The 22,363-nt window shown below is 26.1% G+C and carries 24 protein-coding genes and 1 pseudogene; 16 read left to right on the top strand and 9 right to left on the bottom strand.

The genetic code is table 11. The annotated features are described in order from the left end of the window. Positions 1-22: 22 nt before the first annotated feature. A complete protein-coding gene (locus OCV55_RS07455) occupies positions 23-640 on the top strand; it encodes an MBL fold metallo-hydrolase (protein WP_147580252.1) in 618 nt (205 codons plus the stop codon). A gap of 9 nt (positions 641-649) precedes the next feature. Here the strand turns inward: OCV55_RS07455 and OCV55_RS07460 are convergent, their stop codons facing one another. The 7 genes from OCV55_RS07460 to OCV55_RS07490 are packed head-to-tail and all read right to left on the bottom strand — an operon-like array spanning position 650 to position 4,275. Then, positions 650-1,021 (bottom strand): hypothetical protein, encoded by a 372-nt coding sequence (locus tag OCV55_RS07460; RefSeq protein ID WP_022001552.1) that lies wholly within the window; start codon positions 1,019-1,021, stop codon positions 650-652. Next, on the bottom strand, positions 1,002-1,412 hold the full coding sequence (locus OCV55_RS07465; RefSeq protein ID WP_022001553.1) for a prepilin-type N-terminal cleavage/methylation domain-containing protein: 411 nt from the start codon (positions 1,410-1,412) through the stop codon (positions 1,002-1,004). Before OCV55_RS07465 ends, OCV55_RS07460 begins: the two co-directional genes overlap by 20 nt. After that, entirely contained in the window at positions 1,388-1,612 is a 225-nt protein-coding gene (locus OCV55_RS07470) for a type II secretion system protein (RefSeq protein ID WP_032090073.1), read from the bottom strand. Before OCV55_RS07470 ends, OCV55_RS07465 begins: the two co-directional genes overlap by 25 nt. Then, on the bottom strand, positions 1,599-2,006 hold the full coding sequence (gene comGD, locus OCV55_RS07475) for a competence type IV pilus minor pilin ComGD (RefSeq protein WP_032090072.1): 408 nt from the start codon (positions 2,004-2,006) through the stop codon (positions 1,599-1,601). The genes OCV55_RS07470 and comGD overlap by 14 nt, the downstream gene beginning before the upstream one ends. Continuing rightward, positions 1,993-2,304: a competence type IV pilus major pilin ComGC gene (gene comGC / locus OCV55_RS07480; protein WP_147580253.1), complete on the bottom strand. Its 312-nt coding sequence runs from the start codon at positions 2,302-2,304 to the stop codon at positions 1,993-1,995. The genes comGD and comGC overlap by 14 nt, the downstream gene beginning before the upstream one ends. Before the next feature lie 20 nt (positions 2,305-2,324). Further along, complete coding sequence (locus tag OCV55_RS07485; protein ID WP_147580254.1) at positions 2,325-3,326, bottom strand: type II secretion system F family protein; 1,002 nt, start codon at positions 3,324-3,326, stop codon at positions 2,325-2,327. Further along, positions 3,316-4,275 (bottom strand): ATPase, T2SS/T4P/T4SS family, encoded by a 960-nt coding sequence (locus tag OCV55_RS07490; protein WP_147580255.1) that lies wholly within the window; start codon positions 4,273-4,275, stop codon positions 3,316-3,318. The genes OCV55_RS07485 and OCV55_RS07490 overlap by 11 nt, the downstream gene beginning before the upstream one ends. Positions 4,276-4,449: 174 nt before the next feature. On the opposite strand from OCV55_RS07490, the gene efp reads away from it, so the two are divergent. The 15 genes from efp to OCV55_RS07565 all read left to right on the top strand — a co-directional run bounded on the left by efp (position 4,450) and on the right by OCV55_RS07565 (position 19,199). Continuing rightward, complete coding sequence (gene efp / locus OCV55_RS07495) at positions 4,450-5,007, top strand: elongation factor P (protein ID WP_022001559.1); 558 nt, start codon at positions 4,450-4,452, stop codon at positions 5,005-5,007. Positions 5,008-5,080: 73 nt separating this feature from the next. Further along, entirely contained in the window at positions 5,081-5,539 is a 459-nt protein-coding gene (locus tag OCV55_RS07500; protein WP_227391658.1) for a SpoIIIAH-like family protein, read from the top strand. A gap of 71 nt (positions 5,540-5,610) precedes the next feature. Beyond that, positions 5,611-5,925, top strand: coding sequence for an Asp23/Gls24 family envelope stress response protein (locus tag OCV55_RS07505; RefSeq protein WP_022001561.1), 315 nt, complete (start codon positions 5,611-5,613; stop codon positions 5,923-5,925). A gap of 94 nt (positions 5,926-6,019) precedes the next feature. After that, positions 6,020-6,418: a transcription antitermination factor NusB gene (gene nusB, locus OCV55_RS07510; protein WP_032090068.1), complete on the top strand. Its 399-nt coding sequence runs from the start codon at positions 6,020-6,022 to the stop codon at positions 6,416-6,418. Then, positions 6,405-7,736, top strand: coding sequence for an exodeoxyribonuclease VII large subunit (gene xseA / locus OCV55_RS07515; protein WP_227392735.1), 1,332 nt, complete (start codon positions 6,405-6,407; stop codon positions 7,734-7,736). The genes nusB and xseA overlap by 14 nt, the downstream gene beginning before the upstream one ends. 5 nt (positions 7,737-7,741) lie before the next feature. Next, positions 7,742-7,969: an exodeoxyribonuclease VII small subunit gene (gene xseB / locus OCV55_RS07520; RefSeq protein WP_022001564.1), complete on the top strand. Its 228-nt coding sequence runs from the start codon at positions 7,742-7,744 to the stop codon at positions 7,967-7,969. Continuing rightward, entirely contained in the window at positions 7,962-8,810 is an 849-nt protein-coding gene (locus OCV55_RS07525) for a polyprenyl synthetase family protein (protein WP_032090066.1), read from the top strand. Before xseB ends, OCV55_RS07525 begins: the two co-directional genes overlap by 8 nt. Further along, complete coding sequence (dxs, locus tag OCV55_RS07530; RefSeq protein ID WP_147580257.1) at positions 8,811-10,694, top strand: 1-deoxy-D-xylulose-5-phosphate synthase; 1,884 nt, start codon at positions 8,811-8,813, stop codon at positions 10,692-10,694. Next, positions 10,675-11,475: a TlyA family RNA methyltransferase gene (locus OCV55_RS07535; RefSeq protein WP_032090064.1), complete on the top strand. Its 801-nt coding sequence runs from the start codon at positions 10,675-10,677 to the stop codon at positions 11,473-11,475. Before dxs ends, OCV55_RS07535 begins: the two co-directional genes overlap by 20 nt. Positions 11,476-11,490: 15 nt before the next feature. After that, positions 11,491-13,137, top strand: a complete 1,647-nt coding sequence (recN, locus tag OCV55_RS07540) for a DNA repair protein RecN (protein WP_147580258.1) — start codon at positions 11,491-11,493, stop codon at positions 13,135-13,137. Positions 13,138-13,194: 57 nt separating this feature from the next. Then, positions 13,195-14,163: a SpoIVB peptidase S55 domain-containing protein gene (locus OCV55_RS07545; RefSeq protein WP_032090062.1), complete on the top strand. Its 969-nt coding sequence runs from the start codon at positions 13,195-13,197 to the stop codon at positions 14,161-14,163. Positions 14,164-14,427: 264 nt separating this feature from the next. Then, entirely contained in the window at positions 14,428-15,231 is an 804-nt protein-coding gene (gene spo0A / locus OCV55_RS07550; protein ID WP_032090061.1) for a sporulation transcription factor Spo0A, read from the top strand. A 41-nt stretch (positions 15,232-15,272) separates the two neighbouring features. Beyond that, positions 15,273-16,469, top strand: a complete 1,197-nt coding sequence (locus OCV55_RS07555) for a DNA polymerase IV (RefSeq protein ID WP_147580259.1) — start codon at positions 15,273-15,275, stop codon at positions 16,467-16,469. Positions 16,470-17,104: 635 nt separating this feature from the next. Further along, positions 17,105-18,028, top strand: coding sequence for a site-specific tyrosine recombinase/integron integrase (gene xerA, locus OCV55_RS07560; RefSeq protein WP_147580260.1), 924 nt, complete (start codon positions 17,105-17,107; stop codon positions 18,026-18,028). Further along, on the top strand, positions 18,018-19,199 hold the full coding sequence (locus OCV55_RS07565; RefSeq protein ID WP_032090057.1) for a phosphopentomutase: 1,182 nt from the start codon (positions 18,018-18,020) through the stop codon (positions 19,197-19,199). The genes xerA and OCV55_RS07565 overlap by 11 nt, the downstream gene beginning before the upstream one ends. A gap of 376 nt (positions 19,200-19,575) precedes the next feature. Here the strand turns inward: OCV55_RS07565 and OCV55_RS07570 are convergent. After that, positions 19,576-20,537, bottom strand: a pseudogene (locus OCV55_RS07570) (IS3 family transposase); the annotation flags it as partial. A gap of 1,126 nt (positions 20,538-21,663) precedes the next feature. Continuing rightward, complete coding sequence (locus tag OCV55_RS07575) at positions 21,664-21,978, bottom strand: PTS sugar transporter subunit IIB (RefSeq protein ID WP_032090055.1); 315 nt, start codon at positions 21,976-21,978, stop codon at positions 21,664-21,666. Between the last annotated feature and the right edge of the window lie 385 nt (positions 21,979-22,363).

A 22,363-nucleotide genomic window follows, 5' to 3' on the forward strand; every position in this document is an offset into this window, starting at 1 on the left:
TTTTTTTATTGGAGAATATTTTATGGAAAGATTAATTATTAAAAAATTTGTACTTGGAATAATGTCAACAAATTGTTATTTGATAGAAAATAATAATCATTCGATTCTAATTGATCCAGGGGATAAGGCTGAGCTACTTATAAATTATTTAACACAAAATAATTTACAATTAACTGCTATCTTATTAACACATGGTCACTTTGATCATATTGGAGCTATAGATGAATTAGTAGAAAAATATAATTGCCCTATTTATATTCATCAAGATGATTATGAAATGATTTACAATGATCAATTAAATTTATCTAACTATTACGGTGAATTAAAAATCAAATCTAAAGCAACAGCTGTTGATAAGGATATAGATGTTGGTGACTTTCATTTTGAATTTTTACATTTGCCAGGACATACAATTGGTTCATGCTTTATCATCTTAAAAAATTACCATGTTATTTTTTCAGGAGATGTTTTGTTTAAAAACGGAATTGGTAGATTTGATTTTCCAACATCATCTTCAACAGACACAAGAAATAGTATAAAAAAAATTAAAGAAATAAAAGATGATTATGAAATATATCCTGGACACGGTGAATTGACAACTTTAATACAAGAAAAATTAAATAATCCATATCTTCAGTAGAATAACAATTTATTCTACTTTTTTTATAACATTTTTTTCTTTATCCAATTCAAGATAAAATGTGATATTGAGTTTATATCGATCATTTTTTAATCTTGTTTCTATTAAAAAATAATCTCCCATATCATCAACAGTATACGAAATTGTGTAATTTTCAAGTTCTAAATAATTACTTAATAAAATGCTATTTTGATTTTCGTATTTATAATTTGCAATAAGTATATTTTTAAGTAGTCTTATATCATTCGTTTGTTTCATAGATTGAAAACCTTGACTATTTAGAATTGTCAAATGACATAATGAAAATATATTAAGAGAAAGCATGAGCAATAAAATAAGGGTGATTTGTAGAACATTTCCGTTATTCTTCTTTTTTTTCATAATCACTACCTACAATAAATTGATATTCTTTATTATTACTCATTAAATTTATTTTGATAAATCCATTCGTATTTTCAAAATATACAGAATCAATGTCATGATATAAAATATGGTGTCCAGGTGTAATAACGAGTCGTTTGTTTTGTAGTATTATTTTATGAGAATCGTCATTTTCATCGAGAAAACTTAAACTATCACCATATTCTATATTTTTAGCCGTTATAAGTTCATTACTAAGTGAAAATATTGCATTTTCTAGCGATGTATCGATATATTTTGATTGATTAGAAATTTTTAAAACTTTCACTAGTAATGAACAGTTTAAAACAATAAGTAATGTGATAGATAAACTCAATAATACTTCTACTAATGTAAAGCCTTTTTTAGACATGTCTCTATTCCTTCATCTAAATTAAGTGTATATTCTATTTGTTGTTTCTCTGACTGATAAGTTTCGTATTCTTGATTGACTTTGATGTTTGTTTTTGAATTTGTTACATATAAAGACACTAATAGAATAATAACAGTAGTAAAGATACTAAAAGCAAAAAGACTTTCAATCAAAGTAAAACCTTTTTTATTTAAACTCATAATCACCCGCTCCAAGATGAAAAATAAGGGTATATTTCTTTTTGGGTGCAATGAGATCAATATGATTTGCTTGATTTATATTGCCATCTTTATTGAAATATATTTCTTTAATATTATTGAAAAAATAATTATTAGGTAAAACTACTCTGTATTTTTTTTGATGATCAATAAAAGATATTTCTTGTTTTGATACAATTAAACTAACTTTTTCATGACTAATTATTGCCTTACTTTTAGCCTGATTAATAATCATTCCTATTTGTTTTTTTACACATTCATCCGTTATATAAATTGTTTTTGTATTCATAAAAGGGAACGAAAGTACTGACAATGTTAATATAATAGATATTACTAACAACATTTCAATCAAAGTAAATCCTTTATTTTGAAACATAGGCTTCACCATCACTTATTCTTATGGCAAGTCCTGAAGGACAAACAGCTTGTTTTTCCTTTAAATAAGGATGGCTGCCAGAAGTTAATTGAGACATACTAGTTGGTAATTCTCCATGCTCGATTTCATACAAAATGATTTGTGAGTTAACAACTTCAATTTGTGCATCACAACTTTTTTCTTTTACTAAACGATTTTTACTTGTAACATTTGGAATAACAAGCAGTAAAATAACTAGTATTACAGAAATACAAAAAACCATTTCAATGAGTGTAAAACCTTTTTTATTAGAATTCATAATCCTTATAATCCTCCTTTTTATAAATTTGAGACAACATTCATCATAGGAATTATTATTGAAACATACACAACAATTACAAATGTAGCAACAAAACCATAAATCAATGGAACTATGATTTTTATAAATTTAGAAACAAATTGATTTAATTGCATAAATGTAAGTTGGATATAATTTTCTAAACTTTGGTTTTCATGACTATTTTGAATAATAGATATAAATTTTTTAAAATCATCTGAAAAATAAGGAAAATCATTAACTGCTAAATTAAAATCATGACCATTTATAATTAAACGATAAAGTTCATAAACAATCATTTTAATATCACTATCAGTTATTTTATCATATAAAGTTTCAATAATGGATGTTGTATCATAGTGCTGTATGAGTAATTCATTATAATAAATTGCAAACTTTAACGAATAATACTTACAAATCAATTTTTTAATAAAATGTGTGTGATTAATCAAAAAATCTATCTGATTGAATTTTTGTTTTGCAATGCTTTGATAGATAAATATCATTAAAATAATATTTATTATAGTAATTAGTGTTAAAAAAACAGGAATTGCATGTAATAATACAAATAGACATTGAATAATAAATGATTTTTGAATATCAAAATCGTTAAATAAAATTTCAACCTGTGGTAATAAGTAAAAAACAGTAAAAATAGAAAAAACAAATAAGAAAATAAGCAATATAATTGGATATGCCAATTTTTTTAAAAAAATATTTTTATACTCATCTCTTTTTTTGCAAATTTCAATTGCCTTTTTTAATGCAGTTTCTAATGTGAATTCATTTTTAAAAAATGAATAATATTCTTTAAATAGAGTAGGAAAGGGAAGCATTATAAAAATTTCGTCAAGAGAAAAACCTTGATTTAAATAGTTCTTTATTTCCTTTACTTCTTTTTCATAGTTAAGCAAACTGCAAAAATCAAGCGTTTCTTGTAATGAATATCCTTGATTAAAGAAAAAAATAAGTAGATCAATAAAATTAAGTAATTTATTTTTCATTTAAAACACCTACATTTTTTAATGTGCATGCAGCTTTCGAAAAATCATAGTAATCTATTTTCTTTCGATCAAAATATTTTAATAAGTTTTTTTGATCAATGTATTCACTTAAAATAAATACTTCTTTTTTATCGTTAAAACGCATTTTTTGTGTCATGATACCAAGAAGAACATCTTCTAAATCAAGAGATGAAATGTTTAAGTTTTCTAATCTTTTAATCGTATTTATACAATTACTTGCATGAATAGTTGTTAGTACAAGATGTCCAGTTAAAGCACATGTAAGTGCTAATTGAGCTGTCTTTTCATCACGTACTTCACCGACCATTATGACATCTGGGTCATGTCTTAATATTTGTTTTAACGATTCATGATAGCTGATACCTTTTCTGTCATCAATTTCAATTTGCAAACAATAATCTTTATTGATTTCAATAGGATCCTCAAGTGTAATAATATTTTTTTTATACATCTTATTAATTGCATCTAAAATAGCATATAATGTTGTAGATTTCCCAGAGCCAGTTGCACCACTTATTACAAATAATCCGCTATCCTTTTGGACAATCTGTTTTAAAAATTGATAAACATGAATATCTTTACTAATATTTTCTAATGATAATTTTTGATGATTATTTAGGATACGAATAACAATGGAATCCATATCTTTTCCAATAAGTGAGGAAATTCTTAAGTTATATTTTTTATTATTTAAAACATACACATAATGTCCTGTTTGAGGTTTACGGTAATAATTTAAATCAATTTTAGAAATGAAACGAATATAATTCATTAATTGAATAATATTTGTTTTTTCATAGATTTCATAAGTAAGTAGTTCCCCACAAATCCTAAATTTAATCACTCCTTTCTCTGTACATTGTAAATGAATATCACTTACATTTTTTTTAATAGCTTGATAAATAATCTGTTCAAATAGTTCCTCCATAAAAATCCTCCTATTATTATATAGACAATTTATTCTTAAATTTCTTTTTTTTAAGTTAATTTTTTTCAAAAAATATAAATAGTAAGAATATCGATTGTAAAAATAAAAAAACTATTCCATTCATAATAATTTTTTGTTACAATCAACAAGGATATTATTAAAAAGGAGATTATTATGATTAACGTTAGTGATTTAAAACCAGGTGTTACTTTTCAAATGGATGGAAATTTATTTGTAGTATTAGATTATTCTCATAATAAAACTGCCAGAGCAGCAGCAAATATTAAAGTTAAAATGAAAAACTTACGTACTGGATCTACTACTGAAATGACATTCGGTGGAAATGATAAAGTAAAAAGAGCACAAATCGATAAAAAAGAAATGCAATACTTGTATAATACAGGGGATGCATTTGTATTTATGGATGGAGAAACATATGAACAAATTGAAATTCCAGCTGAAAATTTGGAATGGGAAAAGAATTTCTTAAAAGAAAGTGATACAGCAACGATTAGAAGTTTTGAAGGTGAAGTATTAGGTGTACAATTACCTGATAAAGTTACTTTACAAATTACTGAAGCAGAACAAGCGGTTAAAGGAGATACAGCAACTGGAGCAACAAAAAATGCTGTTTTAGAAACTGGATTCCAAATCAAAGTCCCTTTATTTATTAATGAAGGAGAAATGGTCGTTATTTCAACTGCTGAAGGAAAATATTCAGGCAGAGCTTAGCACTAGGACAAAACCTAGTGTTTTTTCATATTCTAAAACGTGATTGCATACAGTAGGTAATGAGGGGATGTTCATGAATAAACAAGCTATAACATTTTTATCATTATTTACATTGATTCTTGTTTTATCAATTTATTATTTATTAGTACCACCAATTGATCAAGGTGACACGGTCTCAAAAAAATCATTAAGTAGAATAGAAATTTTGCAAAGTGAACTCAATAAAAATCATGAAAATAAAATTAATGACAATAATACGGTAATTGCCTCTTCAAAAGCATCTGAAAAAGAAATTTCAACAGCACTTACTTCTAATGAAAAAACAAAAGCAATTATAAAAAATGAAAAAGATATCTGTCAGTTATTAACTGATAAAGGGTATAAAGAATGTTTTTGTGAGATTGATGGTGGACACATGAAAGTAGTTGTAAAATTAAAAGATGCAACTTCGAAAGATGCTAATAAAATCATCAAGCTTATTCATAATAAATATAATGGATATATCATTGAAGTTAAATTTGTTGAAGACTAATGATACTTCTAACTTGAATAATCAATGATTTTTAGATAAAATAAAGTATAGAGATATAAAGGAGTAATTTTATGGAATACTATACAGTAGAAAAGAAAAATAATTTAGGTGAACAATATATTGAATTATCTGTTTTTCAAGCAATTACTAATCATGAAGTGAGTAAAATAAACGGGATTGATTTTGATGGTGGAAAAAATTCTGTAAATATTGAAATCAATGATCATAATCAAGTAATCATCGGTATTGACATTGTCATTGATTATGGGCTTAATGTTGGAAAAGTTGTTAGTGAAATTCAAAATGAAGTTGTAAATGCTATTGATAGATATATTGGCTTTAGAAATGTTAAAGTGAATGTTAATGTCAATAAAATTAAATTCTAGGGATTGTCTAGCAATTCCTTTTTTATTGTGTTTATTTATTTAATTTCGTAAGAAACTATGATAGAATATGAATATATTTTGGAAGGAAATGTGTATGGAAAAAGTAAGAAAAAAATTAATTAGAGAAAAAGCTGTTATTGCAGTTTACCAATATCTTTTAACAAATTCAACAGAAGAAGAAATTATGAATTATTTAAACGAATGTTATAAACCAAGAATGGATGAAAGAGAAATTGAACTTTGTAAAGAAATTGTTTTCAATACGATTGAACGTATTGATGAATATGTGCCTCTTATTGAAAAGAATTTGAAAAAATCATGGTCAATTGATCGTCTTTCTATAATGGAAAAAGCAATTCTTTATGTAGCTATTTATGAACGAAATGAAGTTTCTAAAGAAATTTCAATTAATCAAGCAGTTGAATTAGCAAAAAAATACTGTGATGAAGATGCTTATAAATTTATTAATGGAGTTTTAGGTGCCATTGGATAAAAAATATATAACAGTTTCTACTTTAAATAACTATTTAAAGCGAAAAATAGATGTTGATATGCAATTACAGCATGTCTTCATCAAGGGTGAAATATCTAATTTTAAAAGAAATATGAGTTCTGGTCATTTATATTTTACACTAAAAGATGGTAAATCACATATTAGTGCGATTATGTATAAAGGATTTGCTGAACAATTAAATTTTGATGTAAAAAATGGTGATTCAGTTTTAATAGAAGCAACTGTTTCTGTTTATGCAGTTACAGGATATAATCAATTAATAGTTAAAAATATTGAACCTGATGGAGTAGGTTCATTATTTTTAAAATTTGAGAATTTGAAAAAATCATTACTACAAGAAGGTTTGTTTGATGAAAAATATAAAAAAAATATTCCTTCTTACCCTAGCAAAATTGCTGTTTTATCAGCATATCCTAGTGCTGCATTAATGGATGTAATGCGTACTTTAAAAAAACGTTTTCCTGTGTGTAGAGTTATCATTTTTCCTATACCTGTACAGGGGAAAGACGCATATTTGAAAATTATTTCAACTTTGAAATTCGTAGATGAACTTCACTTTAATACCATTATTTTGGCACGAGGTGGTGGTTCGTTAGAGGATTTATGGAATTTTAATGAAGAAGCATTAGCAAGAACAATTTTTGAATTAAAAACACCTATTATTTGTGGAATAGGGCATGAAATAGATTTTACAATATGTGATTATGTATGTGATTTAAGAGCGTTAACACCTACCTATGCAGCTATTGAAGCCACACCTAATATAGAAGATATGTATAAGCATTTATCAATGTTAGATGGTCTTTTAAAATCAAATATGAAGTATAAAATTGAAACATTGAATACAAGATTAAATCGCTTAACACACTTTTATTTATTTAAAAATCCTGAAAAACTATATGGTGATCACTTACAATATGTTTCTTATTTACAAGATAAAATTTCTAATCTCATGGAAAAACGTTTAAATAATAATATGGTTATTTATACAAAACTTAATTTACAATTACAATCTCAAAATAAAGTATTTGTAAGTCATTATCAACAAAAGATTCAAACATATGAAAATTTATTAAAAATAAATTTTCATAATAAACTTAAAGCCAATCAAAATAACTTAAGTATGTTGATTTCTAAATTAAATGCATTAAGTCCTTTACAAACGTTAGAAAGGGGCTATGCTTTAGTAAAAAAAGAAAATCAATATGTTTCAAGTATAGATGATTTAAATAATGAAGATAATGTTTCTATCTATTTAAAAGACGGTTACGTTAAAGCAACGATTCATAAGGAGTAATGTATATGGAAAAAATGACATTCGAACAGGCAATAAAACGATTAGAAGAAATTGTCGATTTATTAGAAAATAACGAAACATCTTTAGATGATAGTGTTGAACTTTTTCAAGAAGGCGTACAGCTTTCTCAATATTGTTCAAAAAAATTAGGAAATGTAGAAAATAAAGTTTCTAAAATACTTATTGATGGTCAATTAGAAGATTTTGATGTAGAGGTAGAAAATAATGAATAATGTTATAAATGAAATTAATCAAAGACTTGAAAATATTTTATCTCAATATCCTGATAGTAAGGTTAAGGAAGCTATGTATTATTCTTTAAAAGCAGGGGGAAAGCGAATTAGACCATTAATTGTTTTACAAGTGATTAGAGCATATGGTCTTGATTATAGAAAGTATATTGATATTGCTTGTGCATTAGAAATGATACACACTTATTCATTGATCCATGATGATTTACCTGGAATGGACAATGATGATTTAAGACGTGGAAAACCAACATGTCATAAACAATTTGGTGAAGCAACAGCAATTTTAGCAGGAGATGGTCTTCTTAATGAAGCAGTAAACATCATTTTACAAACCAATCTAGATGATTCATTAAAACTTTCACTTGTTTCTTGTTTATATACATCAAGTGGTATAAACGGGATGATTTTAGGACAAGAATATGATATTGAAAATGAAGGTAAAAAGCTTTCAAAAGAAACATTAGATAAAATTCACCATTATAAAACAGGAAAATTATTATCTTGTGCCTTTCAAATGGGGGCTTTAATTGCCTCACCAAACGATTTAGAAATTTTAAAACAAATAGGTTATAAAATTGGCTTAGCATTTCAAATTCAAGACGATATTTTAGATGTGACATCTGATGCCAAAACATTGGGTAAAAATACAGGAAGTGACGAAGCAAATCATAAAGAAACTTATGTTACACTTTTAGGAATTGAAAATTCTCAAAAAGAAGTTGATTTACTATTTAATGAAGCTCAGCAACTTGTGTATTCTTTAACACTAAATCATGGATTGATTTTGGAAATTATTGAAAAATTATGGAAAAGAGTGAGATAAATGGATTTAACAAAAATTAAAGGTCCTTCTTTTTTAAAAGAATTAACAGAAAAGGAATTGAATGACTTAGCAAAGGATATTCGCCAATTTATTATTGAATCTGTTTCTCAAACAGGTGGACATTTATCAAGTAATTTAGGAATTGTTGAATTAACTATTGCTTTGCATTATGTGTTTAACTCACCTGAAGATAAAATATTTTTTGATGTAGGACATCAATGTTATGTTCATAAAATTTTAACAGGACGTGCAAAAGATTTTACACATTTAAGAAAATTCAATGGTTTATCAGGCTTTCAAAAACGTTGTGAAAGTAAACATGATGTTTGGGAGGCTGGTCATTCTTCTACAGCTCTTTCGGCAGCTGTAGCAATGGCAATCGCAAGAGACTTAAATAAAGAAAGTTTTAGCATTGTTCCTGTAGTAGGGGATGGAGCTATTGTAGGCGGCGAATCTTTAGAAGCTTTAAATCATCTTGGTTCAATTAATAATAAAGTAATTTTAATTTTAAATGATAATCAAATGTCAATCTCTAAAAGCATTGGTGGTATGAACAACTTTCTAAATAATGTGCGTATGTCTAATACATATAATAAAATGAAAGATGACTATCGTTCGATTTTACAACATGGGAAATTAGGAGAAGGTGTTTATAAAGCTACAAAATATATTAAAGATTTTGTAAAAAGAGGTTTTATAAATGATACTATTTTTGAAGACTTTGGTATTGATTATTTAGGTCCGGTGGATGGACATAATATTGTTGAATTGATAAGAGTATTGCAACTTGCACAAAAGAATAAAAAGAGTGTCGTTGTACATGTTGTTACTGAAAAAGGAAAAGGTTATTCATTTGCTGAAAATGATCAAGAAGGTAAATGGCATGGAACTCCACCATTTAATGTAAAAAATGGCCGTGTGCTTTCTTCTGGAAATCCTTCAAAAAAATCATGGTCGGAAATTATATCTGATCAGGTTTTACAATGGATGAAAATTGATAAGGATATTGTTTCAATTACTCCTGCAATGATTAAAGGATCTGCAATGAATACTTTATTTAAAGTATTCCCAGAAAGATGTTTTGATGTAGGAATCGCTGAAGAGCATGCTCTTACTTTTACAGCAGGTTTATCTATTTCTCAAAAAAAACCTTTTATTTCTGTCTACTCTTCTTTTTTACAAAGAGCTTATGATCAAATTAATCATGATATTGCTAGAATGGATTTACCATGTCTTTGCAGTATTGATCGTGCAGGTATTGTAGGAGAAGATGGCCCAACGCATCATGGGGTATTTGATGTAAGTATTTTATCACCTATTCCTAACATCGTTCTTTTTGCTCCTAAAGATGCTAGAGAACTTCGTCAATTTGTAAATACAGCATTTCATAATTTTAATAAACCTTATTTTATTAGAATACCTAGAGGAAGTATCGATGATATAAAAGTTGATTATAATAATCAATTAGAATTAGGTACCTGGACTATTGAATCTTGCAAAGATGACTATAAAATGACTTTAATTTGTTATGGTGATAATGTTGAAAAGATAAAAACAATAATCAAAATTAAACATTTAAATATTAGAATTATAAATGCGAGATTTATTAAGCCTATAGATGAAGATATGGTACATAAAATATTTACTGAAAATGATAAACCGATTCTTGTATATGAAACTATTTTAAAAACAGGATCATTAGGTTCGATATTATTGACTTATTGTAATGAAAAACATATTTTAAGAACTTTTGAACATATTGCACTTGCAGATCATTATTCAAAGCAAGGATCTGTACAAGAAATATATGATGATGAAAAAATTGATTTAGATACTGTTATAAATAAATGTGAGGAATTAACGAATGGAAAAAAAGAGAATTGATGTATTACTAGTAGAACAAGGATTCTTTGATTCGCGTGAAAAAGCAAAACGTGCTGTTATGGCTGGAATAGTTCATAATGATCATGAAATTATTGATAAACCTGGTACAAAAGTTCCTGTAGATATGGAGCTTTTTGTAAAGGGAACGGTTATGCCCTATGTTTCTAGAGGCGGTTTAAAATTAGAAAAAGCACTAAAAATATTTGATATTTCAATGCAAAATCGTGTTATGGTTGATATTGGTTCTTCAACAGGAGGATTTACAGATTGTGCTCTTCAAAATGGTGCACAATGTGTTTATGCTGTAGATGTAGGTACGAATCAACTTGTTTGGAAATTAAGAAATGATCCACGAGTTATTGTTAAAGAAAAAACGAATTTTAGATATGCTACCCGTGATTTGTTTGAAAATGGGATACCTAATATTGCAACGATTGATGTTTCTTTTATTTCTTTGAAACATATTTTTATTCCTCTTAAAGATATATTAAATGAAAATGATGATATTGTAGCGTTGATCAAGCCCCAATTTGAAGCAGGAAAAGATGAAGTTGGGAAAAAGGGAATTGTAAAAGATCCTAAAACACATTTAAAGGTTATTGAAAATGTCATTGCGTATGCAAATGAATGTCATTTGAGCTTACAAGCATTGTCTTTTTCTCCAATTACCGGTGGAGAAGGTAATATTGAGTTTTTAGCTCATTTTAAAGTTGGTGGAGTAAATAATCCTATTGATATTGAAAATGTTGTAAATGAAGCACATATTTGTTTTAAAGGGTAAAGGATGGGTGATACTATGATAGAAAGTTTATATATAGAAAATTTTGCAATCATTGATCAAGTTCAAATAGACTTTCAATCAGGAATGACAGTTTTAACTGGAGAAACAGGTGCAGGGAAATCAATTATCATTGATGCTATTGGTCAATTGATAGGTCAACGTAGTCAACCATCATTTGTAAAAAATGGAGCTGATTATGCATTTATTGAAGGTGTTTTTTCTTCTAATAAAGAAATAGATAAAATTTTATTGGATAATAATTTTCCCATTGATGAGCATCTTGTTATTTCAAAAAAAATTAATCGCGATGGTAAATCAGCAATCAAAATTAATTATCGTAATTCTAGTCAATTATTATTGAAAAAAATAATGTCACAAATTGTAGACATACATTCTCAATTTGAAACACATCAATTATTTAATGAATCCTATCATTTAAAGCTATTAGATAATTTTATTGGAAATGAATTAACTGATTTAAAAAAAGAATACCTTACTCTTTATCAAACGTATAAGAATCTAAATCAAAAATATCTTTCTTTAACAAAAGAAGAATTAACTGATGAACAATTAGATTTTTATTTAGCTCAATTAGAAGAAATAGAAGAATTAGATTTAGAAAATTTTGATGAAGAAGAGTTTTTAAAAGAGAGAAATAATCTATTAAATTATGAAAAAAATTCTCAACATATTAAAAACTATAAAGCATTAATGGATTCTTCAAAAGGAATAATGGATCTCTTCAAACAAAGTTTAAACGAACTTTCATATCTCGAAATTGATGATATTAAGCACAATTATGATCAACTATATGATCTTTATTATACAGTAGATGGTATAAATCAAGATATTTATGATCAATTTTCTCAATCATACTTTAGTGAAGAACATTATAATGAAGTGCAAGAAACCTTTTTCAAATTAAACAAGCTTAAACGTAAATATGGCCAAACAATTGATGCTATTATTGATTTTAAAAATAGTTTAATAGAAAAAATAGAATTATTCAAAAATAGAGATCAAATGATTGAAAATATCAATTTAAAACTTAAAGAAACAGAAAATCAATTGATTTACTATGCTAAAAAAATTTCTATTTTAAGAAAAAATAAAGCATTAGAATTAGAAAAAGAAGTAAAATATATTTTAAATCAAATGTATCTTCAACAAGTTCAATTTAAATTTGATTTTCAAATTAATGATTTTAATGATAACGGAATAGATAATGTTAAAATTATTGTTTCAACAAATAGTGGTCAACCACTTCAACCACTTCAAAAAATTGCTTCAGGTGGAGAATTATCACGCATTATGCTAGCAATTAAAGCTGTTTCACAAAATCCAAAAGATGGTGGTACAATCATTTTTGATGAAGCAGATACAGGAGTCAGTGGTAAAGTGGCTGAAAGCATTGGGCACGTTATGAAAAAAATCTCAAAAAAACAACAAGTTGTTTGTATTACACATTTAGCTCAAGTCGCATGTTTTGCTAATAACCATTTGTTTATTGAAAAAGAGCAAATGGATAACACAAGTAAAGTACATGTAAGATTACTGAATGAAAAAGAAAGTGTTTATGAATTAGCTAAAATGATTTCTGGTAAAGAAATTACACAACAATCTATAGACCATGCAAAAAAATTGAAAGAAATATGTGTATAAAATTAAAGCATAGATACCAAAATATGTTGTAGCAAAAAAAAGCTACAGGAGGTATCTATGCTTTTTAAAAAGCTTAAAATATCCTTCTATACCTGTTGTCTATCTATTATATTAATGATAGTACCTATTAATGCAATTGATGTTTTAATTGGAGGAGAATCTGTTGGAATAATATTAAATTATGATGGTGTTTGCATTACTGGTTTCTATAAAATAAAAGTTGACAATGAAATTATTGATCCATCTAATTATTTTGAAATCAATGATATTATTACCAGTGTTGAAAAGAAAAATGTTAAAACAATTGATGATTTAACAAATATAATAAAAAATTGCAATACAAGTAATTTAGAATTCACAATAAAAAGGGCATCGAATATTTATCATAAAACTATGAAAATTTATAAAAATAATGCTGAATTTAGTACAGGGTTATATGTAAAAGATTGTGCTAAAGGAATAGGAACTGTTACCTATTATCAATTAAATACAGGCAAATTTGCTTGTTTGGGGCACAATATGGTTGATGATGATCTTGATATAAATGATGGTTCACTGTATTCTGCTTCCATAAAAGGTATAAAGAAAACCGAGTCATACAATATAGGTCAAAAAATTGGTAATATTGATAATCAATCTATAGGTGAGATAGAAAAAAATAATAATTTTGGCGTTTATGGGAAAATTAATAATCTTCCAAATAAAAATGTTTATAAAACTGCTACCATAGATGAAGTTAAATTAGGAGATGCATATTTTCTTACGGTTTTAAATGAAAATAATGTAGAAAAATGTAAGATAAAAATTACTGATCTATTAAAACAAGATAAACCTATGGAAAAAGGAATAAAATTTATTGTTACAGATCAAAAAATCATAGAACAATGCCATGGTATTATTCAAGGTATGAGTGGTTCTCCGATCATTCAAAATAACAAATTAATAGGTTGTGTTACACATGCAAGTAAATCAGAGATATTGGAAGGGTATGGCATGTATATACAATGGATGATAGATAACGAATAAAAGCCATGTTTTTAACATGGCTTTTATAAAAAAATAATACTAATTTTATCTTATTTTTAACAAAACATGTAATAATTTGTATTTCTTATTTTTCTAAAATTCGACAAATAATAAAAAATACTTAAGAAAAATGTAGATATATTTTTAAAAATACTAAATATTAGTTATTAAATTTATAAATTTATGTTAATTTTTATCTAAAATCTAAACATAAATTAGAATACTTTATATAATATGGTTGTTGGTAGTGGATGGGAGGTAATTATGGAAAAAAAGAAAATCTTTATTATTGTGGAAAATCATGAACTGTTAGAAGGTATAGCACAACAATTTGAAAAATTTTCCAATTATCAAATTGTAGGTACTGCTAATAGTGCAGGTGATGCAATTACTTTTTTTAAAACAAACAATTGTGATTTATTAGTTATTGATCTGATGCTCACTGATATTGATGGTGTCGGAGTATTAGAGAAAGTGAGGGAAGTCAATAAAAATGCTTATCAAAAAGTTGTATGTATTACAAGTTTTACTAGTCCATTGATAAGTAATGCACTAGAAAAATTAAATGTAAGCTATTGTTTTAAAATTCCTTTTGATTTTAATTATTTTATGGATGTTATTAAACGCGTTTTTTCAGATGAGACAAAAATCAATGAGACTCATGTTAATGAAACTGAAAAAATTCAAAAAGTTAAAATCGAAAATGAAATCACAGAAATTTTACATGAAGTGGGTATTCCTGCTCATATAAAAGGATATATGTATTTAAGAACAGCAATTATGAAAACATATGATAATATTGATATTTTAGGTCAAGTAACGAAAGTACTATATCCAGAAATTGCAAGAAATTATAATACCACTTCTTCAAGAGTAGAAAGAGCTATCCGACATGCAATCGAAGTTGCATGGAATAGAGGAAATACTGAGGCCATTGATGATATCTTTGGATACACAGTATCTGCTTCCAAATCTAAACCAACAAATTCTGAATTTATTGCAATGATTGCCGATAAATTGAGATTAGCACATAAAACAGCATTAGCAAATAAAGGGCACTATTTATAATTAAAATATGTTACAATGTTGCTAAGGGAGTGAGCTGCTATATGCAAATTATATTTCATATAGATTTAAATGCATTTTATGCAAGTGCTGAAATGGCACATGATTCTTCTTTGGAAGGAAAACCTTTAGTAATATCTGGAAATAACAGGCGTGCGATTGTTTCTACTGCTTCATATGAAGCAAGAAAATATGGAATCCATTCTGCAATGCCATTATTTCAAGCTAAACAATTATGTAAAAATTTAATCATAAAACCCGTAAATTTTGATTTATATAGACGTTTATCAAGTCAATTTTTTGAATTGATTTCAACATATAGTCCTTTGTTAGAAATAGCAAGTATTGATGAATGTTATGTTGATTTTTCTAATTACATTATCGAACATAATATTCATCCTTACAAACTTGCAAAAATCATTCAAAATGATGTTTTAAATACATTAAAACTAAAATGTTCTATTGGAATTGCTCCTAATAAATTTATGGCTAAAATGGCTAGTGATATGAAAAAACCAATGGGTATTACCATTTTAAATAAATCTAATTATAAACAATTACTTTGGCCCCTTGATGTTTCTGAAATGTTTGGAATTGGTAAAAAAACTGCACCTAAACTCAAAGAAATGGGCATTTTAACTATTGGAGATGTAGCTAATTATGATAACTATAATAAATTACGTCAGATTATTGGGAAAAATGCACTTCTATTATATAGAAAAGCCAATGGAATAGATATTTCTAAAGTAAATACTGAAAAAAACGAATTAAAATCTGTAGGTAATTCAACAACCTTACAATACGATACAAATGATATAGAGACTATTTATGAAACTTTACGTATATTATGTTCTAGAGTTTCATTTAGAGCAAAAAAAAGAAATTTGATTGGCAATTCGATCAGTATTATGATTAAGTATTCTCGATTTGAGTCAGTTACACGACAAACTCCTTTAATTGATTATATCAATGAATATGAGATAATACTTTCTACTGCAAAATACTTATTTGATAAAAATTATAGTGGAAAACCTCTTAGACTTATTGGAGTTTCGTTAAATAATGTTATCAATCGAAGCAGTTATAAAAAACAAGTAAGTCTATTTGACAAAAATATTGAGAAAAATAAAATAAAAACAACAGAGGATGTAATCAATAAAATTAATAGTGAGAATAAATATCATTTGACAACGGCTTCTGCTTTATTAAATAAATCAAAAAACAAGTACAGAAAAGAATAATCATAAAAAAAAGAATACATCATATCCTATGCTATAGGAGGAGATATGATGTCTTTTTTTATTCAAAAGAAAAATATGTATTTACATCAATATTTATTCTTAAATTTTCTTTGTTCAACAATTATTTCAATTATATTTTTTTCATTAAATAAATATTCTCTTTATAAAATTTCGGTTGATCTCATATTCTTTAAAACACATCAACTAAATTCATATCTATTATGTACGTTTATGTACATAATAATCATCATGGTTTCAGCAACAAGTTTTATTGGTGCTCCAGTTATATCAATTGGAATCATTTATAGAATTTTATGTATTATTTCTTTTATTTTTAAATATTATCAATCGCTTCTTTCGTTTCATAATATTTTTATTATTGTATTACCTCAAATGATTATTGAAATTTTAATTACGTATGTGATGTCTTTTATGTCAACTTATCTTTCTATACAAAGTTTCAAATTAACTTTCATACAAAAAGATAACTTCAGTTTAAAATATTTATTTAATTATATTTTAAATTACTTAATTATTATATGTTTTTTAATATTCATATCTGCACTGTTAAAAATTTACCTTATATAAAATTGTTCTTCAATAATCATTCGTGATATAATAAATATGGTGGTAATATGAACATATATGATGCACTTAACGAATATAAACAATATTTATTAATAGAAAAAAAGGTATCAGATAATACATTAAAAAATTATATGCGAGATCTTGAACATTTTATAAACTATATTCAAAAACAAAATCAAGTTGTTTTAATCGATCAAATTGATAAAGATATGATTAGAAAATATTTACAACAATTTACATCTCTAGCAGCATCTTCTTTATCACGAAAAATGGTTTCACTACGCTCATTTTATAAATTTTTGATGAAAGAAGAAATTGTTAAAAAAAATCTTATGGAGACTTTTGATTTACCAAAAAACACTAAAAGACTTCCACAGGTTTTAAATATGGAAGAAATAAAAACATTACTTGATAGTATTGAAATGGATAATTTTAAAAATGCTAGAACGAGAGCTATGCTAGAACTATTATATGCAACAGGTATGAGAGTTTCTGAATTGTGTAATTTAAAATTATCACAACTTAATTTAAAAATGAAATATTTAAACGTAATTGGAAAAGGGGATAAAGAAAGGCTTTTGCCTTTAAATGACTATGTATGTGAAATTTTATCATGTTATATTTATGATTTTAGATACCCTAAATTAGATTTTAAAGATAATGATTACTTGTTTTTTAATAATCATTTAAATAAAATATCTAGTGAGTATTTTTATAAAATCCTAAAAGAAGCATGTATAAATGCAAATATCAAAAAGAAAGTGTCGCCTCATACTATTCGACATACATTTGCAACTCACTTGTATGAAAATGGTGCTGATTTACGTTCTATTCAAGAATTACTTGGGCATAGTGATATTTCAACAACCACTATTTATACTCATGTTTCAAATAATAAAATTATTGATGATTATAATAAATATCATTTAAGAGCAAAAATAAAAAAAGGAGATAGTATTCATGAAATTTAATAGAATTTTTCTCATTGTTTGTGATTCAATGGGAATTGGAAATGCAAAAGACGCAAAAAAATATAATGATTTTGGAGCAAATACCGTTGGTCATATTTGTTCAATATGTGATGGTTTAAATATACCAACATTGCAAAATTTAGGATTTGGTAATTTAGGTGATTTTAAAGGTGTTGCTAAAACACAAAACCCACAAGCTTATATTTTAAAATTAAATGAAGCATCGAATGGTAAGGATACAATGACTGGACATTGGGAAATGATGGGGCTTAAAACAGAAAAACCTTTTATTACATTTACAGATACCGGTTTTCCTAAAGAATTTATTGACCTATTTGAGAAAAAAACTGGTAGAAAATGTGTAGGAAATATTGCATGTAGTGGTACTAAAATTCTAGATATGTATGGAGAACATCAAATCAAAACGGGGGATTGGATAGTCTATACTTCTGCCGATTCTGTTTTTCAAATTGCTGCAAATGAAGATATTATCCCATTAGAAGAATTATATCATGCATGTCAAATTGCTAGAGAAATAGCTATGGATGATAAATGGAAGGTTGGTAGAGTTATCGCTAGACCATATATAGGAACAAAAGAAGGACATTTTACTCGTACATCTAATAGACATGATTATGCATTAGCCCCATTTTCTAAAACTGCGCTTGATTCTTTAAAAGATGCGGGATTAGATGTTATAGGTGTAGGTAAAATACCAGATATATTTGTTGATCAAGGGATTACAAGAAAAATTAAAACAGTAAGTAATGAAGATGGTATGAATAAAACTATTGAATTAGCAAGTGACAATTTTAATGGTTTAGCATTTATTAACTTAGTTGATTTCGATGCGGTCTATGGGCATAGAAGAAATGCTGCTGGTTATGGAAAAGCAATTGAAGAATTCGATGTACAATTAGGAGAATTAATAAATGAATTAAAAGAAGATGATTTATTAATAGTTACTGCTGATCATGGAAATGATCCAACATATAGAGGAACAGATCATACACGTGAACAAGTACCACTTATAATTTATTCAAAACAATTTAATGAAATGAAAGTATTAAATGATGGTGATTCTTTTGGAATTATCGGTTCTACAATTTGCGATAACTTCAATGTTAAATATAATGGTATAGGTTCATCTATATTAGAATTATTAAAATAGGGATAGAAAAATGGAAAATAGAAAAATCATTCTTTATTCATTATTTGCGGATTTATTAGGAGTTTTATTATTTATATTTGCAATTCAAATGCACAGTAATGTTATTTTATATTCATTTTATCTTTTATCTATATTATTATTTATCGTTTCATTTCTAGCTTTATATAAAAATCTTAAAAGTAATAATAAACTTATATTCATATTTGTTATGTTTATTTCCGTAATACTTGTCATGTTATGCACATATTTTATTATTATCTAATACAAGTATATAAATAGTTAAAATAATAAAAAACTATTTATATATACTATAAAAGTTATATAATATACATTATGCGAAGTACTCTTAAACTGCTTTTAAAATTTTGATTTATAGGTAGGTTGCTTCTGCTACTGCATTATCATATGGACATCCTTTAGCACTAAGTGACCTATCTATTTTAAAAGTATCTAGTACTTCATCTATAATATTATTTTTAAATTCATTTCCTCTGTCTGTATGAAATATTTCAATTTTATTTAAATCATATTTTATTGTAGTTATTGCTTTTCTAACCAAATCATCATCCTTATGTTTTCCTGCTGTATAGCCTACAATTTCCCTGTTATATAGATCTAACATTAAACATATGTAGTTCCATTTTCCTGCAACATTGACATAAGTTAAATCACTTACAATTACTTTCATTCTTTCTTCTTGATTGAAATTTCGTTTTAACTTGTTATCTATTTTATCGTTATTGCATGTCTGTTTATGCACTTTATATTGTTTGACTGTGTACGTTGATACAAGGCCATTTTCCTTCATGATACGTCTAATTCGTTGCTTACTGGCTATAATTCCTTTTTTCTTTAATTCAACTTTGATTTTTCTAGATCCATAGTTATTACGACTATTTTTAAATATTTCTTTAATATGTTGTGTTAGTTTTTCTTCTTCTGCGTTATATTTTTTTGCAGGTTTATTTTTAGCGTAATATAAAGATGAGCTTGAAATATTGAGTAATTTACACATCGCGCTGATTGGATATTTATACGAATTGGATAAAATAATATTTATTTTCGTCCCATAATCAGCGCTGCTTGCTTTAAAATATCATTTTCCATTTTTAATCGTTGATTTTCTTTACGAAGTTTGATTAATTCATTTTCTTCAGGAGTTCTGTTATCTTCTGCTTTAAATGAACCTGAATTATTGCATTTATTGATCCATGATGATAAAGCTGATGGTGTTAACTCATACTCTCTTACAAGTTCAGCCCTTGGTTTTCCACTATTATACAATTCAACAATTTTCTTTTTTAATTCATCAGTGTAATTTCTTCTTTTTCTTGCCATTTTGGTTACCTCATTTCATTTTTATTTATTATAAACAGTTCTCTTTAGAATTGTCCAATAAAGTGTAACCTATCCAAAATTATTTCGTCATACTATAAGAGTAACCTTCAAAATTAATGTTATTTCAAAAGACTTTGTCGTGAAACTTTTTTGAAAAGAATGTATTTGAAAACATAGAGAAAAATAATGTAGAAAACATTGTAAGAATTGATAAAAATGTTGGAGATAATATTGAAGAAAATATTGAAAAAGAGGATGTATATTACGTTGATAAAATAAACATTGTTTTTGACACAATGAAAAGAATTGATATAAATGGATATAAGATGATAATGATAATTTTTAATCAGTATTTTTATGAAATGTATTTTGAATTGACAATAGTTGATGGACTTCATTTAAAAGAATATGAATTTAAGTAGAATAGTAAGAAGGATGTAAAACAAAAAGTTAAAAATTAGAAAAAGGTGCAAAAATAAAAAGGACAACTTAATGTCCTTTTTGCTAACGGCAATAATATATTCTACACTTCGAAATTTTGGATTGAGAATTTTTTTCTAATATAGTTTTTCTGTCATATTCGCGCTGTTTAAACTAGACGCAAATTTGATTTGATTAATTTTAAACAATAACTATCCTAGTGCTAAATACACTAGTTTTTTGCCATCAGCAAATTAATTTTACCACAAATTAGAAATTTTGAAAACAGGAAAATAAGCAAGTCGTTTTTATTTTCTTATTTTTAAAAAGTTTAAAACGTTTAAAAGATTGAAAAGAAAAAAAGTAATCACCAGCCTGGAAAGTTTGTGATTACTTTTCTATGTAATACGATAAACTAATCAGAGCAATCTTTTTACTCCTCTTATATTTTATTCTTTTATTTTAATTTTTCAATGAACGGGATTTTTATTCTTGAAATTAGTCCTAAAAGTTATATAATCTATACCCCCCACCAAATTGGCTAATATTTTTTGACTATTCATAACTTCTGTTTCGACGCCTTCTGGGCAAATTACATTACTTTGCTAATAGTTAAAATTTAAAAGGAGAATAAATGCAAAATGTAAATTATTCTCCTTCTATAAATAATAGATCTTAAAAATTATAATAGTATTTTTATTAAAATTTATTCATCCATTAGTTTTTTAGCATAATTGTATACTTTTTCACCATTCATCATTCCATAATCTTTCATATCAATAACATCTACTGGAAGTCCTGGATTGACTTTGGCAGCTTCTTCTTTAATTTTTCCTAAATTGAATCTAACTTGTGGGCCAAGTAAAACACAATCCACAGTTGAAAGTCTGTTAATTCCATCAGACATTGGAAGAGCAAAGATTTCTACTTCATCTCCTACTTTTTCTGCTGCTTGTTCCATTTTTGTTACTAATAAACTTGTCGACATTCCAGCCGAACAAACTAACATGATTTTTTTCATTTGAAATTCTCCTTTATCTTTTATCTACTATAATAAGTTTATATTTTTTAAGCAATTTAATCTACTCGAATTCAAATTTTGTAATTTGTTTTCAAATATTATCATTTATAACAAAAACTATTAAATTTATTTTCATAAATAACTTACCCTTTTCGATTTCATACATAATAATTTGTAAATTAACAACTTCAATTCGTACATTTTAATCTTATACTAAATGATTTCTATTTTTAACATCTAGAATGCCAAGCAGTAAAACAACAAGTATTATAGTAATATAAAAAATCATTTCAATGAGAGCAAATATATTTTATTTATTTGTATATAATGTTGTTAAAATAAAAAGCAATATTAAAAATAAATAGAGTAACTAAAAAATCGTGGG

Source organism: [Clostridium] ammoniilyticum, assembly GCF_025566905.1.
In the GTDB taxonomy this organism is placed as follows: Bacteria; Bacillota_I; Bacilli_A; order Erysipelotrichales; family Coprobacillaceae; genus Faecalibacillus; species Faecalibacillus intestinalis.